This is a genomic window from Eisenbergiella porci (genome assembly GCF_009696275.1).
Classification (GTDB): Bacteria; Bacillota; Clostridia; order Lachnospirales; family Lachnospiraceae; genus Eisenbergiella; species Eisenbergiella porci.
In genome coordinates this window covers 17,435-34,340 of sequence record NZ_VUMI01000041.1, presented here as the reverse complement: position 1 = coordinate 34,340, position 16,906 = coordinate 17,435, and the positions used below count along the sequence as shown (strand labels likewise).

General features: G+C 51.9%; 11 protein-coding genes, 1 tRNA gene and 1 pseudogene. 10 read left to right on the top strand and 3 right to left on the bottom strand.

Features of this window, described 5'->3' with window-relative positions; translation table 11 throughout:
* The first annotated feature begins 13 nt into the window (after positions 1 to 13).
* Entirely contained in the window at positions 14 to 919 is a 906-nt protein-coding gene (dapA, locus tag FYJ45_RS20660) for a 4-hydroxy-tetrahydrodipicolinate synthase (protein ID WP_154467052.1), read from the top strand.
* Between the two features lie 113 nt (positions 920 to 1,032).
* On the opposite strand, the gene FYJ45_RS20655 is transcribed toward dapA, so the two are convergent.
* Positions 1,033 to 1,103, bottom strand: a tRNA-Trp gene (locus tag FYJ45_RS20655).
* Positions 1,104 to 1,317: 214 nt separating this feature from the next.
* Between FYJ45_RS20655 and FYJ45_RS20650 the strand changes: the two genes are divergently transcribed.
* Positions 1,318 to 1,785 carry an HAD-IIB family hydrolase gene (locus tag FYJ45_RS20650; protein ID WP_154467051.1) on the top strand — a complete coding sequence of 156 codons (468 nt, stop codon included), beginning with the start codon at positions 1,318 to 1,320 and terminating at the stop codon, positions 1,783 to 1,785.
* A gap of 17 nt (positions 1,786 to 1,802) precedes the next feature.
* Positions 1,803 to 3,851 carry a beta-galactosidase gene (locus FYJ45_RS20645; protein ID WP_154467050.1) on the top strand — a complete coding sequence of 683 codons (2,049 nt, stop codon included), beginning with the start codon at positions 1,803 to 1,805 and terminating at the stop codon, positions 3,849 to 3,851.
* A 119-nt stretch (positions 3,852 to 3,970) separates the two neighbouring features.
* On the opposite strand, the pseudogene FYJ45_RS32805 reads toward FYJ45_RS20645, so the two are convergent.
* Together FYJ45_RS32805 and FYJ45_RS20635 are read right to left on the bottom strand one after the other, a co-directional pair.
* A pseudogene (locus tag FYJ45_RS32805) lies at positions 3,971 to 4,057 on the bottom strand (SAM-dependent methyltransferase); the annotation flags it as partial.
* A gap of 101 nt (positions 4,058 to 4,158) precedes the next feature.
* Complete coding sequence (locus tag FYJ45_RS20635) at positions 4,159 to 4,839, bottom strand: VanZ family protein (RefSeq protein ID WP_154467049.1); 681 nt, start codon at positions 4,837 to 4,839, stop codon at positions 4,159 to 4,161.
* 243 nt (positions 4,840 to 5,082) lie between these two features.
* Here FYJ45_RS20635 and FYJ45_RS20630 point away from each other — a divergent pair, with 243 nt between their 5' ends.
* From FYJ45_RS20630 to argS, 7 genes are all read left to right on the top strand, one after another.
* A complete protein-coding gene (locus FYJ45_RS20630) occupies positions 5,083 to 5,277 on the top strand; it encodes a ferritin family protein (protein WP_154467048.1) in 195 nt (64 codons plus the stop codon).
* 12 nt (positions 5,278 to 5,289) lie between these two features.
* Positions 5,290 to 5,433, top strand: coding sequence for a hypothetical protein (locus FYJ45_RS20625; RefSeq protein ID WP_154467047.1), 144 nt, complete (start codon positions 5,290 to 5,292; stop codon positions 5,431 to 5,433).
* A gap of 295 nt (positions 5,434 to 5,728) precedes the next feature.
* The gene (locus tag FYJ45_RS20620; protein WP_154467046.1) at positions 5,729 to 9,520 is read left to right on the top strand and encodes a phosphoribosylformylglycinamidine synthase; all 3,792 of its coding nucleotides are present in this window, start codon (positions 5,729 to 5,731) and stop codon (positions 9,518 to 9,520) included.
* 275 nt (positions 9,521 to 9,795) lie between these two features.
* Positions 9,796 to 10,983, top strand: a complete 1,188-nt coding sequence (locus FYJ45_RS20615; protein ID WP_154467064.1) for a carbamoyl phosphate synthase small subunit — start codon at positions 9,796 to 9,798, stop codon at positions 10,981 to 10,983.
* Position 10,984: 1 nt separating this feature from the next.
* On the top strand, positions 10,985 to 14,179 hold the full coding sequence (carB, locus tag FYJ45_RS20610; RefSeq protein WP_154467045.1) for a carbamoyl-phosphate synthase large subunit: 3,195 nt from the start codon (positions 10,985 to 10,987) through the stop codon (positions 14,177 to 14,179).
* 10 nt (positions 14,180 to 14,189) lie between these two features.
* A complete protein-coding gene (locus tag FYJ45_RS20605) occupies positions 14,190 to 14,846 on the top strand; it encodes an epoxyqueuosine reductase QueH (RefSeq protein WP_154467044.1) in 657 nt (218 codons plus the stop codon).
* 178 nt (positions 14,847 to 15,024) lie between these two features.
* Complete coding sequence (gene argS / locus FYJ45_RS20600) at positions 15,025 to 16,794, top strand: arginine--tRNA ligase (protein WP_154467043.1); 1,770 nt, start codon at positions 15,025 to 15,027, stop codon at positions 16,792 to 16,794.
* Positions 16,795 to 16,906: the final 112 nt, after the last annotated feature.

Sequence of the window (16,906 nt, the reverse complement as noted above, 5' to 3'; positions counted from 1 at the left end):
GATGGGAGCGGATATGAAGAAAGTGATTTTCAGGGGAGTGGGGACGGCGATTATTACGCCGATGAAGGAAAATGGGGAGATTAATTATCCGGTGTTCAAAAAGCTTCTTGACAGGCAGGCGGACGGCGGGGCGGATGCTGTGGTGGTAGCCGGGACAACGGGGGAAAATGCCACGCTGGATGATGATGAGCATCTGGAGCTTGTGGAGTTTGCGGTGAAGGAGATTGCCGGAAGAATTCCGGTGATTGCCGGGGCTGGCAGCAATAATACGGCCCATGCTGTCTGGATGTCGCAGGAGTGTGAGAAAATCGGGGTGGATGGGCTGCTTCATGTGACGCCATACTATAATAAGACGTCCCAGGAGGGGCTGTACCGTCATTTCAGGGCCTGTGCACAGGCCACGGGACTGCCGGTGATTCTGTATAATGTACCTTCCAGGACAGGGGTGAATATTCTGCCGGAGACGTACCGGAGGCTGAGTGAGATTGACAGTATTGCGGGTTGTAAGGAGGCAAGCGGTAATTTCTCGCAGATAGCCGGGATAGCGGCGCTTTGCGGGGAGAACCTTACGATTTATACGGGAAATGACGATCAGATAACCACTGCGCTGGCTCTGGGGGCGCAGGGGGTGATTTCGGTGGTGGGAAATCTGCTGCCCCGGGAAACCCATGACATCTGTCAGGCTTATTTTGACGGGAACTGTGAGGAGAGCAAAAGGCTGCAGCTGAAATATCTGGAACTGATGCAGGCCCTGTTTATGGATGTGAATCCGATTCCTGTGAAGCAGGCCATGCGCGCTATGGGGTATGATGTGGGAGAATGCAGGCTGCCTTTGTGTGATATGGATAGTGTTAAGACGGAAAGGTTGCTGCAGGTGCTTAGGGATTATGGGCTGGTTGAAGAGAGTGTGAAGGAGTGAAGGAGGGCGCCAAAAGAGGTGTCCGGCTGCGGAAGGATTAATTATACTCATAAAAAAGCTGGAAAGTTCAAGTAAAACAGCAAAAAAAAGCCTGAGAAACTCAGGCTTTTTTACAGGAGCAGTAGGAATCGAACCCACATCGATGGTTTTGGAGACCACTGTTCTACCTTTGAACTATGCTCCTACAATCAGCTCTTACCGAACCGACGAATTGTATTATAGCATAGCATACAGGGGAAAAGCAAGCCCCTTTTTAAGAAAATTTTACAAAAAAATACTATGGGAAATCCTATAAATATAGTAGAATATTAGATAACTGTGAAGGAACTGAACAGTTAATTAAGCAGGAAAGATTAGCAATATCCGTTTCCTGCCTGCAATAATAAGAAGGGAAAAATATGACAGACAATATACGAGTGATCGCAAGTGACTTTGACGGCACGATTTTAAAGGACGGCGCGCAGCATGTGGACGAGGTGGATCCCCGCTTCCCGGTTCTCCTGCGGGAAAAGGTAAAAAATCAGGTGACTGTCCTGGAAAATTTCGAAGAAATGCCCGTTCCCATGATTAAGATTTCAATTTTCTTTCCGCAGGGAATCCCTGCCGATAAGGAGGCCTGGTTCCATGAAAAATATGATCAGTATCTGAATGTGGTGGACGGCGGAAACGGCTGGCTGGATTTTACCAACAAAGGAGTGGATAAGGGCAGCGCCCTGAAGCTTTTGGCCGCAAAGGAGGAATTTTTCCTGGAAGAGGTGCTTGCCTTTGGGGACAGTGAAAACGATATGGCCATGCTGAAGAAAGCGGGCCTGAGCTATGCCATGAATATGGAAAAAAATGCCGCGGCAGATGCTGACAGAGAATAGAAAGAGGAGGACGCATTATGAAAGAAATTATCACCAAATATCCCCATCTCCTTCATGGCGGGGATTACAATCCGGAGCAGTGGATTGACTGCCCCCAGGTGCTGGAGGAGGATATCCGGCTGATGAAGGAGGCCCACGTAAACTGCGTTTCCCTGGGGATTTTTTCCTGGGCGAAGCTGGAGCCGGAGGAAGGGGAATTCCATTTCGGCTGGCTGCGCAGAATCATTGACCGTTTGTTTGAAAACGGTATTTACACCATCCTGGCCACACCCACAGGAGCAATGCCCCACTGGATGACGGCCAAATATGAAGAGGTAAGGCAGATGGGGCCGGACGGCGTGAGGAATCTGCCGGGCAGGAGACACAATTTCTGTTATACCTCCCCTGTGATGCGCAAAAAGATGAAGAAAATCAACCACGAGCTGTCCCGCCATCTGGGAAACCATCCCGGCGTGATCCTGTGGCATATTTCCAATGAATACGGCGGCAACGGATCCGACGCGTCCTGTCACTGCCCGCATTGCCAGCAGGCTTTCCGCGAGTGGCTGAAGGAAAAATATAAAACCCTGGACAACTTAAACCATGCCTGGTGGACCACCTTCTGGAGCCATACCTACACCGACTGGTCCCAGATCCACAGCCCTGTGCCCAACGGAGAAAACGGCCTGCACGGCCTGAATCTGGACTGGAAGCGTTTCGTCAGCCATCAGATCCAGGATTTCTGTAAGGAAGAAATCCATGCCGTCCTCAAATACAGCGTGCTGCCCGTCACCATCAATATGATGGAATTTTTCAAGCCTCTGGATTACTTCAAGTTCGCGCCCCAACTGGATATTATTTCCTGGGACTCTTATCCGGAATGGCACAGTAAAAAGGATGAGGTGGATATCGCAGTGCGGGCGGCGGCCTGCCATACGCTGATGCGCAGTCTGAAAAAGGCGCCTTTCCTTTTAATGGAAAGCACGCCGTCCATTGTGAACTGGAAGCCGGTGAATACCCAGAAGCGTCCCGGCCTGCATGAGCTTTCTTCCCTCCAGGCCGTTGCCTGCGGCAGCAACAGCGTCCAGTATTTCCAGTGGCGGAAGAGCCGGGGAAGCTCGGAAAAATTCCACGGCGCGGTGGTGGATCACAGAAATGGAAGCAATACCCGTGTTTTCCGCGAGGTGTCTGCCCTGGGACAGCGTATGGAGCAGATTTCGGACGCCGTTTATCCCACCTGCAACCGGCCTGAGGCAGCCATTGTTTTTGACTGGGAAAACTGGTGGGCGCTGGAGGATATCCAGGGGCCGAGAAGAGATATGGCCTATTTGGATACGGTGCTGGCCCATTTCAAGCCCTTCTGGGAAATGGGAATCGATGTGGATTTTGTGGATGAGGACAGCGATCTGAGCGGCTACCGTCTTGTAACGGCCCCTCTGAATTATTTGTATAAAAAAGGCTATGCGGCTAAAGTGAAAGCCTACGTGGAGGCCGGCGGCTGCTATGTATCCACCTATTTCAGCGGCGTGGTGGATGAAACTGACCTGTGCATTCTCGACAGGCACCCGCTGGAGGAGGTGCTGGGAATTTGCACCGAGGAAATGGATGCGGCCAACGAATATCATCCCAACAGTATTTATTTCGGGGGAAAATCCTATCAGACAGGCTGTCTGCGCGAGGTATCCCATGTGGTGCCCGGATCCGGCACGGAGGTGCTTGCATCCTATGAGGCCGATTATTACGCAGGGCTTCCCGCGCTGACCTGTAAAAGGTACGGAAATGGCAAGGCATATTATTTGGCCTGCGAAACGGAAGCGGATTTCCTACGGGCTTTTTACGCACAGCTGGCAGGGGAAAACAATGTGGACGGCGCGTTTACCGGAAAGCTGCCCTACGGCGTCACCGCGTCCCGCAGAGAGGGGGAAAGGAACCTCTGGTTCCTTCAGAATTTCAACGCTTCGGAAGCGGAGGCGGAGCTCCCCGATACCTATACGAGAGTGGCCGATGGAGCCAGGGTGGAGGGCAAGGTCGTGCTGAAGCCCTATGAATGCCTGATTCTTGCTGAAAAGCAGGCAGACGGTCTGTGACAGTACAGCTGATGTAAGTGTATAAAAAAGGAAGGCTGCGGCCCGATTCCGTTTTCTGATCTGCAGAAACGGAATGGGCGCAGCCTTTTTATCGGAAACTATTTGTATAAATTACCGGGAATCGCCTCGCGCAGGGCCTGTTGTTTGTCTTCCCTGCTGTAAAGATGGTACAGGGGGCCTAACAGCAATGTAACCTTCTTTTCATTCCCGTTTTCCCGTAGGAAAATACGTAAACGCCGCGAAATCAGTAAAAACAGTAAAAACCGTAAAGCCCCTGCATTCAGGAACCTGCATTTTATCTTGCCATTTATTTTACGATAGGAAGCTCACCTGTATAACGATGGGTATATGCGGGCTCCACCCCCCCCCGTTTGCCCCTGTCCGGGAGAGGTTTTCTGTAATCCCGTCTTTCCCGGAAGGAATCCTCCCCATCGTCCTGCCGTTCCTCTTCCTCCTGCCTTCCATCCATGGAAAGCGGCCTGAAAATGGTCTTTCGCCCAATAAAGCAGATCAGCCGTGTCAGTTCAATCCCGGCAAAGATACCGATGCTGTCGATAGCCACATCCCTTGGAGAGGGAGAACGGCCCGGCACAAAGGACTGATGCCATTCGTCCAGACCGGCGAAGCACACGCAGAACAGCCCGGCGGCAAGCACCAGCCGCCAGCCCCGCAGACGGTATACATACAGTGGGAAGGATACGGCGACGGCAAGCAGGAAATATTCCGTCACATGCGCCAGCTTGCGTACATAATGTTCAATCCGTTCCGCATAATGTGCGATCTGCGCATCGGTCCATCCCCTGTCCAGGGCTCTGTCACACACCTGGACGAACCGTACGCTCACCGTACTGCTCACTGAACTGGAGGCTGTCCCGTCCTGGGCGGAAAAATTAAATATCACAAACATCATCATAAGCGCCGGCAGAAAGGACAGCGGTTTTAAAACATAACGCAGCAGCTTCTTTAAAAACATTTTAAAATATTTCATAGGCATTTCCTTAAGCTTTCTTTTCCTGTGGCTGGCAGCCCTGCATTAATGGTCCGGACGGCCATAAAAAATCTACTCTTAAATAATGTGAACATAATAGCACACAAAAATACCGAAAAAAAGCAATTACATTAAAAATTAAATAAATATTTAGAAATTTTGCTATAATTTAAGATATCGGCACAAAACGTCAGGATGCCTTTAAATGATTGATTACAGAAACATGCCGGCGTATGGAAATCGGTGACAAAGGAGGAGGTCAGGCCGAAGGGCTTCCATATTTTCTGGCTGAAGCTGCTGTCAGCGGTTCTGGGTTTTACTTTTGTGGTGAAGCGCATGCAGAAGGACGAGCAGATCAGCGGTGAAATTTATGAAAACATGAAGTCCGAAATACCCCAGGCGGCCATGATGCTGGAGGAGGAAAGGCGTCATGAATAAGAGCTTTACGGCATGCTGGACGAAGAGCGCAGGTTTGGGAAAATGGCGGACGCCCTGGAGGGCGGCAATGGAATTTCCGGTATATGCTGGCATCCTGCACAGTTTCGCACCGCCTGTTCCTGGTTTTCTGTGACTTTCGCCGTGGGACGGATATAAAAAGCACCCGGCGGCAGGCAAAGCCTGGCCTGACTTACAAACTTCACTTAATTTCAACAATTTGCATTGAAAAAACCCGCGGATTTTGTATAATAAGAAGAGAATGCCCGCCTGCAGGACAGCGCCAGGATTTGCCAGGGAAGGAAAAAGGCTGCTGTCAGCAGGGTGGAGCGTGTAACGGAATTCATTTCCGCAGGACTGATATATATTGCGGAGGACAGTTTTTTGCATGCTCCAAGCAGCCGGCGCTTGGGAAAAAAGAAAAGCCGGCCACAAACATTTGGAGGAGCCATTCATGGGAAATGTAAGACGTATCTATGTAGAGAAGAAAGCCCCTTTTGCCGTGAAAGCGAAGGAACTGAAAGGCGATCTGAAGAACTATCTGAACCTGAAGGAAGTAGAGGATGTGAGGATGTTCATCCGCTACGATGTGGAGCATATCAGCGACGAGGTTTTTGAAAAGGCCTGCACCACGGTGTTTTCCGAACCGCCGGTAGATATTCTTTACAGAGAACAGATTGAGGTTCCGGAGAACGGAAGAGTTTTTTCCGTGGAATTTCTGCCCGGACAGTTTGACCAGAGAGCGGATTCTGCCCTGCAGTGCGTGAAGTTTTTGAACGAAGAGGAAGAGCCTATCATCAGGACGGCGGTAACCTATCTGATTACCGGAAAGCTGACGGATGATAAGTTTGACAGAATAAAGGCATACTGCATCAACCCTGTGGATTCCAGGGAAACGGATATGATAAAGCCGGAAACGCTGGAAACCGTGTTTGAAGAACCCGCGGATGTGAAAATTTTTGACGGCTTCAAGGATCTGCCCGAGGAGGAGCTGAAGGCTCTGTATTCTTCTCTGGGCCTGGCAATGACCTTCAAGGATTTCAAGCATATCCAGAACTATTTTGCCGGGGAAGAAAAAAGAAATCCTTCCATGACGGAAATCCGCGTGCTGGATACCTACTGGTCGGATCACTGCCGCCACACCACCTTCTCCACCGAGCTGAAGAACGTGGAATTCGGCGAGGGCTATTACAGGACGCCCATGGAAAGCACCTACCAGAGCTATCAGGATACCAGGGAGGAGATTTTTAAGGGCAGGGATGACAAGTTCATCTGCCTTATGGATCTGGCCCTCATGGGAATGCGCAAGCTGAAAAAAGAAGGAAAGCTCCAGGATATGGAGGAATCCGATGAAATCAACGCCTGCTCCGTCATCGTGCCCGTGGAGATGGATTACGGCGACGGCCCGGTGACCGAGGAATGGCTTGTTTTCTTCAAGAATGAAACGCATAACCATCCGACCGAAATCGAACCCTTCGGCGGTGCGGCCACCTGCCTGGGCGGCGCCATCCGCGATCCCCTTTCCGGACGCGGCTATGTATACCAGGCCATGCGTGTGACCGGCGCAGCCGACCCTACGGTTCCTGTTGCGGATACCCTGAAGGGCAAGCTGTCCCAGAAAAAACTGGTGCGCGGCGCAGCCGACGGCTATTCCTCCTACGGCAACCAGATCGGCCTGGCTACCGGCTATGTAAAGGAAATTTATCATCCCAACTATGTGGCGAAGCGTATGGAAATCGGCGCTGTCATGGGCGCTGCCCCCAGAAAAAATGTCATCCGTGAAACCTCCGACCCCGGCGATATCATCATCCTCCTGGGCGGACGCACCGGCAGGGACGGCTGCGGCGGCGCAACCGGATCCTCCAAGGTACATACGGAGGAAAGCATTGAAACCTGCGGCGCTGAGGTGCAGAAGGGCAATGCTCCCACAGAACGTAAAATACAGAGACTGTTCCGCAGGGCAGAGGTCAGCAGGCTGATAAAGAAATGCAACGACTTCGGCGCAGGCGGCGTATCCGTTGCCATCGGCGAGCTGGCTGACGGCCTTCGCGTGGATCTGGACAAGGTGCCCAAGAAATACGCGGGCCTGGACGGCACTGAGCTTGCTATTTCCGAATCCCAGGAAAGAATGGCCGTGGTAGTGGCTCCCGAAGATGTGGATACCTTCTTAGGCTATGCCGTGGAAGAAAACCTGGAAGCCGTAAGCGTGGCTGTGGTTACGAAGGAACCCCGCCTGGTTCTTACCTGGAGAGGCAAAGAGATAGTAAATATTTCAAGAGCCTTCCTGGATACCAACGGCGCGCATCAGGAAACCAATGTTTATGTGGATATCCCGGCGGAAGGAAGCAGCTATTTTGACAAATATGCGGTGCCCGAGGCAGGAGAAGCGCTGGAGGCGGGCGACGTAAAGAAAGCATGGCTGACCCTGCTTTCCAACCTGAATGTATGCTCCCAGAAGGGGCTGGTTGAAATGTTCGACTCCTCCATCGGCGCAGGCAGCGTGCTGATGCCCTACGGCGGCAAATACCAGCTGACGGAAACCCAGGCCATGGTGGCCAAGCTGCCGGTACTGAAGGGAAAGACCGATACCGTGACCATGATGAGCTACGGCTTTGATCCCTACCTGTCCTCCTGGAGCCCTTACCACGGCGCAATCTACGCGGTAACGGAATCCATGGCGAAAATCGTGGCTGCAGGCGGAGATTTCCATAAGATCCGTTTCACCTTCCAGGAGTATTTCCGCAGGATGACAGAGGATCCGGAAAGATGGAGCCAGCCCTTCGCGGCGCTGCTGGGCGCTTTTGACGCACAGGTAGGCTACGGCCTTCCTTCCATCGGCGGCAAGGATTCCATGTCGGGAACCTTCAACGATATCGACGTACCGCCCACACTGGTGTCCTTTGCAGTGGATGTGGCTAAAGAAAAGAATATTATCACTCCGGAATTTAAGACCCCCGGCAGCAAAATAGTCCGTTTCTGCCTGGAAAGAGATGATTTTGACATTCCTGTTTATGAAAGCGTTATGGAACTCTATGACAGGATCAGCGAAATGATCCGCGACGGCGTGATCGTTTCCGCCTATGCCCTTGACAGCAAGGGCGCCGCGGCAGCGCTTCCCAAGATGGCCTTCGGCAATCATCTGGGCGTGGAGCTGAGCGAGGAAGCGGATCTGAAGGAGCTGTTTGAAAACTCCCTGGGCGACATTATCGCGGAAGTCCCCGCTGATAAATTCAACCTGATTGACACCGCTTACGAACTGATCGGTACGATTACCAAAGAGCCTGCCGTTACCTTCGGAGAGGTGAAGATCGCTCTGGACGACATGCTTGCTGCATGGAAGGGAACCCTGGAAAAAGTATTCCCCACCAGGGCAAGCCAGGAAACAGATCCTGTAAATACCGGTCTGTATCAGGCTGACAGCATCTATATTTGCAAAAACAAGGTGACAAAGCCCACCGTATTCATCCCCGTATTCCCGGGAACCAACTGTGAATACGACAGCGCCAGAGCCTTTGAACGCGCCGGCGCCAGCGTGGTGACCAAGGTATTTAAGAACCTGAGCGCCGAAGACATCAGGGATTCCGTGGGAGAATTTGAAAAAGCCATCAATGAAGCCCAGATCATCATGTTCCCCGGCGGCTTCTCCGCAGGCGACGAACCTGACGGCAGCGCCAAATTCTTTGCCACCGCTTTCCAGAATGCGAAGATTAAGGAAGCGGTCATGAAGCTGGTGAACGAACGCGACGGTCTCTGCCTTGGAATCTGCAACGGCTTCCAGGCCCTGATCAAGCTGGGGCTTGTGCCCTTCGGTGAAATTGCCGGACAGACGGTGGATTCCCCGACCCTGACCTTCAACACCGTCAACCGCCACATTTCCAAGATGGTATACACCAAGGTGGTTTCCAACAAATCACCCTGGCTGGCAGGCGCGCAGCTGGGCAAGACCTATGTAACCCCGGCCTCCCATGGCGAAGGCCGCTTCGTGGCAAGCGAAGACTGGATCCGCAGACTCTTTGAAAACGGCCAGGTGGCAACCCAGTACGCCGATCCGGAAGGCAATATTTCCATGGATGAGGAGTGGAATGTAAACGGCTCCTATGCCGCTATTGAGGGCATTACCTCCCCCGACGGCCGTATCCTCGGAAAGATGGCCCATGTGGAAAGAAGAGGCGACAGCGTAGCCATTAATATTTATGGCGAACAGGATCTGAAGATTTTTGAATCAGGCGTAGCTTACTTTAAATAAACAGATGTATTTTGAAATCCCACGGCTGCTGCTGTGGGATTTCTTTAGTAACAGTTCAGGCAGGTTTGCGCATTCACTGCGCAAACCGTGAGAAAACGTAGTGGCAGCAGGCATCCGCCCCTCGCCGAAGGCGACTTATCATGGGCGGATGCAGTAACAGTTCGGCCGAAGGCTGAACTGTTACTTTTTTTATCTGCCGGAAAAATAAAATGATTGCCCGTCTTTTGCATTTGTGATACAATTAATCGATTATGGGAAAGGATGTGCAGATGAAAATGAAGGCATTTTTGATACTGGAAGACGGCACGGTATTTAAAGGAATTCATATCGGGGCTGAAAAAGAGATAATCAGTGAAATCGTATTTAACACGTCGATGGCCGGTTATCTGGAAGTGTTGACAGATCCCTCTTATGCAGGACAGGCCGTATGTATGACGTACCCGCTGATTGGTAATTACGGCATATGCGGGGAAGATTGCGAATCAAGAAGACCCTGGCCGGACGGCTTTATCGTAAGAGAACTGTCCAGAATGCCAAGTAATTTCCGCTCCGACTGTACGATTCAGGAATACCTGGAGATACACGGCGTGCCTGGAATTGCAGGCATTGACACCAGAGCGCTGACGAAAATCCTGAGAGAAAAAGGAACCATGAACGGCATGATAACCACCAACGCAGATTATTGCCTGGAAAAAATCCTGCCGCGGCTGGCAGAATACACCACTGGCAAGGTGGTGGAAAAGGTAACCTGCGAGGCCAAATACGAAATCAGGGGCGTGAAGGATCTGGCTGATAACGGCCCGCTTTCCGGAAGCGCCGTATTTAATAAGGAAGACTTCCTTTCCGGGAAGAAAGAAAAGAAGCCCTCCCTGGTAAAAGAGCTGAGCGGAGCCGGAAAAAGGGTGGCCCTGCTGGATCTGGGAGCCAAGGATAACATCGCCCGCTCCCTCGCCATGAGAGGCTGCGACGTCACCGTGTATCCGGCGCTTACAAGCGCGGAGGAAATCATTGCGGACCGGCCGGACGGCATCATGCTTTCCAACGGCCCCGGAGACCCCAAAGAATGTGAAAGCATCATCGCTGAAATCAGAAAGCTGTATGAAACGGACATCCCGATCTTTGCCATCTGCCTGGGACACCAGCTCATGGCCCTGGCTACGGGAGCCGATACCTTTAAGATGAAATACGGCCACAGAGGCGGCAACCATCCGGTAAAGGATCTGTCCACCGGAAGAGTGTATATCTCCTCCCAGAACCACGGCTATGTTGTGGATATGGACAAGCTTGACAGCAAAGTGGCAGTTCCTGCTTTTATCAATGTCAACGACGGAACAAACGAGGGCTTAAGCTATACGGGAAAAAATATTTTCACCGTGCAGTTCCATCCCGAGGCTTGCCCGGGGCCTCAGGATTCCGGCTACCTGTTTGACCGGTTTTTTACGATGATGAATGGAGGAATGTAAGATGCCAAAGGATCCTAATGTAAAAAAAGTAATGGTCATCGGTTCCGGCCCTATCGTTATCGGCCAGGCCGCTGAATTTGACTATGCAGGCACTCAGGCCTGCCGTTCCCTGAAGGAAGAGGGCGTAGAGGTGGTGCTTGTCAACTCCAACCCCGCAACCATCATGACGGACAGGGATATCGCGGACAGGGTTTATATCGAGCCTCTGACCGTAAAAGTTCTGGAACAGCTCATTGAAAAAGAAAAGCCGGACAGCCTTCTTCCCACACTGGGCGGCCAGGCCGGCCTGAATCTGGGAATGGAACTGGACGAATCCGGCTTCCTGGCGGCTCACAATGTGAAGCTGCTGGGCACCACCTCCCAGACCATCCGCAAGGCGGAGGACAGACAGGAATTCAAGGACACCATGGAAAAAATCGGTGAGCCCTGCGCTCCCTCCCTGGTGGTAAGAAATATCGAAGACGGCGTGGCTTTTGCCAGGAAAATCGGCTATCCCGTAGTGCTTCGCCCGGCCTATACCCTGGGCGGTTCCGGCGGCGGCATCGCCCACAGCCAGATGGAGCTGGAAGAGATTCTGGCAAACGGCCTGCGGCTTTCCCGCGTGGGCGAGGTTTTAGTGGAACGCTGCATTGCCGGCTGGAAGGAAATCGAATACGAGGTAATGCGTGACAGCGCCGGAAACTGCATCACCGTCTGCAACATGGAAAACATCGATCCGGTAGGCGTGCATACCGGCGACAGTATCGTTGTCGCCCCTTCCCAGACCCTGAGCGACAAGGAATACCAGATGCTCAGAAGCGCCGCTTTGAATATTATTGATGAGCTGCAGATCACAGGTGGCTGCAACGTCCAGTTTGCCCTGCATCCTGTGAGCTTTGAATACTGCGTGATCGAGGTCAACCCCCGTGTCAGCCGTTCTTCCGCGCTGGCAAGCAAGGCTACCGGTTATCCTATCGCCAAGGTGGCGGCCAAGATCGCCCTGGGCTACACGCTGGATGAAATCAAAAACGCAATTACCGGAAAGACCTACGCAAGCTTTGAACCCGCACTGGACTACTGTGTGGTGAAGCTGCCCCGTCTGCCCTTTGATAAGTTTATTACGGCAAAAAGGACGCTGACCACCCAGATGAAGGCGACCGGAGAGGTTATGAGTATTGCAAATAACTTTGAAGGCGCCCTGATGAAGGCCATTCGTTCCCTGGAACAGCATGTGGACTGCCTGCTGAGCTATGATTTTTCAGAGCTTACGGCGGAAGAGCTGAAGGAACGCCTGAAAAAAGTGGATGATCAGAGAATTTATGTCATTGCCGAAGCCATCCGCAAGGGTATCGACTATGATACGATTCATGAAATCACCATGGTGGATCACTGGTTCATCGATAAAATAGCCATACTTGTGGAAATGGAGCAGGCCCTTCAAACGCAGCCGCTCACGGTACAGCTGCTGCGCGAAGCGAAGCGCATTGAATTCCCGGATAATGTAATCAGCCGCCTCACCGGCCTGCCGGAAGCCGAAATCAAGCAGCTGCGCTATGACAACGGCATCGTCGCTTCCTATAAAATGGTGGATACCTGCGCCGCGGAATTTGCAGCCAGCACACCCTACTACTATTCCGTTTACGGCGGGGAAAATGAAGCGGTGGAAACAAAGCCCCTGAAAAAGGTCCTGGTCCTGGGCTCCGGCCCGATACGAATCGGACAGGGCATCGAGTTCGATTACTGCTCCGTACATGCCACCTGGGCTTTTTCCAGGGAAGGCTATGAAACCGTGATTATCAACAACAACCCGGAGACGGTCAGCACCGACTTCGATATTGCGGACAAGCTGTATTTTGAACCCCTCACACCGGAGGATGTGGAAAATGTGGTAAACATCGAGCATCCCGACGGCGCGGTGGTGCAGTTCGGCGGACAGACCGCCATCAAGCTCACGGAAAGCCTGATGAAAATGGGAGTGCCCATTCTGGGAACCAGCGCGGAAAATGTGGACGCCGCAGAGGACAGGGAGCTGTTTGACAAGATCCTGGAGGAATGCGAAATCCCCAGGCCCTCCGGGGGTACCGTGTATACGGCGGAGGAAGCCAAGGCTGTTGCCAACAAGCTGGGCTATCCGGTTCTGGTGCGCCCTTCCTATGTACTGGGCGGACAGGGCATGCAGATTGCCATTTCCGATACGGAAATTGAAGAATTTATGGAAATCATCAACCGGATTGCCCAGGATCATCCCATCCTTGTGGATAAGTATCTGCAGGGCAAGGAGCTGGAGGTGGATGCGGTCTGCGACGGCACCGACATCCTGATCCCCGGCATCATGGAGCATATCGAACGCGCAGGCGTCCACTCCGGCGACAGTATTTCCGTATACCCGGCCCAGACCATCAGTGAAAAGGTAAAAGCCACTATTGCCGAATATACAAGAAGGCTGGCAAAATCCCTTCATGTAATCGGCCTGATTAACATCCAGTTCATCGTGGTGGGCGAAGATGTTTACGTGATTGAAGTGAATCCCCGTTCTTCCAGGACGGTGCCCTATATCAGCAAGGTGACGGGAATTCCCATCGTGGATCTGACTACCGAGGTCATTATTGGCAAGAAAATCCGTGACCTGGGCTATGAACCCGGGCTCCAGCGGTCGGCGGGCTATGTGGCAATCAAGATGCCCGTATTCTCCTTTGAAAAAATCCGTGGCGCGGAAATCAGCCTTGGGCCGGAAATGAAATCCACAGGCGAATGCCTTGGCATTGCCAAAACCTTTAACGAAGCGCTTTACAAAGCCTTCCTGGGCGCGGGCGTGGATCTGCCCAGGCATAAGCAGATGATTATTACGGTAAAGGATGCGGACAAGGGAGAGGCAATCGAAATCGCCCGCCGTTTTGAAAAGCTGGGCTACATCATCTACGCCACCAGAAGCACTGCCGCGGCGCTGAGAGAAGCCGGCGTCAAGGCCCGTCAGGTCAATAAGATCAACCAGGAATCCCCTACGGTGATGGACCTTATCCTTGGACACCGAATCGACCTGGTTATCGACACGCCCACCCAGGGCCGGGATAAATCCAGGGACGGCTTCCTGATCAGAAGAACCGCCATAGAAACGGGCGTCAACTGCCTGACCAGCCTGGATACCGCAAGGGCGCTTGTGGGAAGCCTGGAAACAAAGAGCAATGAATTATCGTTGATAGATATCGCAAAACTATAAAACAGGTGAAATGAATAAAGTAAATTATCAGAAGCAGCTGGATGAGCTCCTCTGGCAGCTTCCGGAAAAAGAATCGAAAAAAAAGCTTCTTCTGCACAGCTGCTGCGCCCCCTGCAGCAGCTATGTGCTGGAATATTTAAGACAATATTTCGACATCACCGTCCTGTACTATAATCCCAATATTACGGAGCGTGAGGAATATGAAAAGCGCGCGGCGGAACAGAAGCGCCTGATTCGGGAAATGAATGAAGAAGCGGACGGAGACTGCAAAAACCGTATTCTGTCGGAAGAGGGCCGTTACGATCCGGAGCGTTTTTTCGCGGCGGCAAAAGGCCTGGAGCTGGTGCCGGAGGGCGGGGAGCGCTGCTTTAAGTGTTATGAAATCCGCCTGCGGGAGGCTGCACGGATTGCCAGAGAGCAGGGCTTTGACTATTTTACAACCACCCTTACCATCAGTCCTTTAAAAAATGCGGACAAGCTCAATGAGATTGGAAACAGATTGGCAGAAGAGTACGGCGTCGCCTTCCTTCCCTCGGATTTCAAGAAAAAGAACGGATATAAACGCTCCGTGGAGCTTTCGGAAAAATACGGATTGTACCGCCAGGACTACTGCGGGTGTGTTTTTTCAAAGGCGGAGCGTGAAAGAAGCAAAGGATCGGGTTCCTGAGCTGTTTTAGAAGAAGTCAAGGATCAGGTGCATGGGCTGCTATGGAAAAGAGTAAAGATTCAGTGTCTGAATTACTATGAAAATGCAGCGGTTCAGGTGTCTGGGCTATTATTAAAATGAAAAGCAACTGTGAAGAAGCGGAACAGTTGCAAAGATAAATGTGCAGAGGAGATCAGCCATGAAAAAGATTTTGGATGCCATTTCAGAGGAAATGAGAAAGGCGTTTGCGGAGGCCGGCTATGACGAGGAACTGGGAAAGGTAAGCCTTTCCAACCGTCCGGACCTTTGTGAATACCAGTGCAACGGCGCTATGGCAGGCGCCAAGAAATATCGCAAAGCGCCGATTATGATAGCCGGCGAGGTGGCCGAAAAGCTGAAGGACAGCGCCGTATTTTCAGAAGTGAACGCGGTGGCGCCGGGCTTTCTGAACCTGAAGGTTTCCGACGTATTTTTATGTGACTACCTTAAAGGGATGGAAGCGGCGGATAAATTCGGCCTGGAAACTCCTGAGGAAGAAAAGACCGTTATCGTGGATTACGGCGGACCGAATGTGGCAAAGCCCCTCCATGTGGGACATCTTCGTTCCGCGGTAATCGGGGAAAGCGTCAAGAGAATTGCCCGTTATGCAGGCTACAAGGTTATCGGAGACATCCACCTGGGAGACTGGGGACTGCAGATGGGGCTTATCATAACGGAGCTGCAGGAGAGAAAGCCGGAGCTGCCTTATTTTGACGAAAGCTTCACCGGGGAATATCCCAAGGAGGCTCCCTTTACCATTTCCGAGCTGGAGGAAATTTATCCTACGGCCAGCGGCAAATCCAAAGAGGATCCCGCTTATAAGGAAAAAGCCATGGAGAATACATTTAAGCTGCAGAACGGCGTAAGGGGACATCGCGCTCTGTGGGATCATATCATCAGCGTATCCGTGGCGGATATGAAGCGCAATTATGAAAAGCTGAATGTGGAATTCGATCTCTGGAATGGGGAATCTACCGTACAGTATCTGCTTGCGGATATGGTGGAGGAAATGAAGAAGGGCGGCTATGCATACGAAAGCGAAGGCGCTCTTGTGGTTGATGTGAAGGAAGAAAGCGATACGAAGGAAATCCCTCCCTGCATCATCTTAAAATCCGACGGCGCCGCCCTCTACAGCACCACGGATTTGGCCACCATCAGCGAGCGTGTGACGAAATACAATCCTGATATCATGATTTATATCACCGATAAACGCCAGGCCATGCATTTTGAGCAGGTATTCCGCTGCGCCCGCAAGACGAAGCTTGTGGGAGACGATACAAAGCTGGTGCACATCGGTTTCGGCACGGTAAACGGCAAGGATGGGAAGCCCTTTAAGACAAGGGACGGCGGCGTGCCGCGCCTGGAAAACCTGATTCATGACATCGATGAGGAAATGTTCCGCAAAATCGTGGAAAGCCGTCAGGAAATGCCGGAAGAAGAAGCGAGGAATATTGCGGAAATCGTCGGACTGGCCGCCATCAAATACGGCGATCTTTCCAACCAGGCCGCCAAGGACTACAGCTTCGACGTGGATCGTTTCACCTCCTTTGAAGGCGATACCGGCCCGTATATCCTTTACACCATCGTGCGTATCAAATCCATTCTGGCAAAATACCAGGATCAGGGCGGCAGCCTTGAAAATCTGGAGCTTGCCCCTGCCATCAGCCCGGATGAAAAGGCGCTGATGATGGAAATCGCCAAATTCAATACCATGATGGAAACTGCATTCGCCGAATGCGCGCCCCATAAAATCTGTGCGTATATTTATGATCTGGCTAATGCCTTTAACCGGTTCTATCATGAAACGAAGATTATTTCGGAAGAAGATGAGGTGAAGAAGGCCGGACTGATTGCACTGCTGGTGCTGACGAAGGAGATTCTGGAGACTTGTATTGATCTGCTGGGATTTTCGGCGCCTGACAGGATGTAAGAAATAGAGAAAAAATAAGTAAGATGCTCTGAACCGGATTAATGTTCAGAGCATCTTTTTTGATGCCGGCAAATTGGCAGGCGGTGGTATTATCAGCCAATCACTTACAGCT

Bases quoted from the DNA above. Each gene is read 5' to 3' on its own strand.
- dapA (WP_154467052.1), top strand. From the start codon at position 14: ATGAAGAAAGTGATTTTCAGGGGAGTGGGGACGGCGATTATTACGCCG.
- FYJ45_RS20650 (WP_154467051.1), top strand. From the start codon at position 1,318: ATGACAGACAATATACGAGTGATCGCAAGTGACTTTGACGGCACGATT.
- FYJ45_RS20645 (WP_154467050.1), top strand. From the start codon at position 1,803: ATGAAAGAAATTATCACCAAATATCCCCATCTCCTTCATGGCGGGGAT.
- FYJ45_RS20635 (WP_154467049.1), bottom strand. From the start codon at position 4,839: ATGAAATATTTTAAAATGTTTTTAAAGAAGCTGCTGCGTTATGTTTTA.
- FYJ45_RS20625 (WP_154467047.1), top strand. From the start codon at position 5,290: ATGCTGGACGAAGAGCGCAGGTTTGGGAAAATGGCGGACGCCCTGGAG.
- FYJ45_RS20620 (WP_154467046.1), top strand. From the start codon at position 5,729: ATGGGAAATGTAAGACGTATCTATGTAGAGAAGAAAGCCCCTTTTGCC.
- FYJ45_RS20615 (WP_154467064.1), top strand. From the start codon at position 9,796: ATGAAGGCATTTTTGATACTGGAAGACGGCACGGTATTTAAAGGAATT.
- carB (WP_154467045.1), top strand. From the start codon at position 10,985: ATGCCAAAGGATCCTAATGTAAAAAAAGTAATGGTCATCGGTTCCGGC.
- FYJ45_RS20605 (WP_154467044.1), top strand. From the start codon at position 14,190: ATGAATAAAGTAAATTATCAGAAGCAGCTGGATGAGCTCCTCTGGCAG.
- argS (WP_154467043.1), top strand. From the start codon at position 15,025: ATGAAAAAGATTTTGGATGCCATTTCAGAGGAAATGAGAAAGGCGTTT.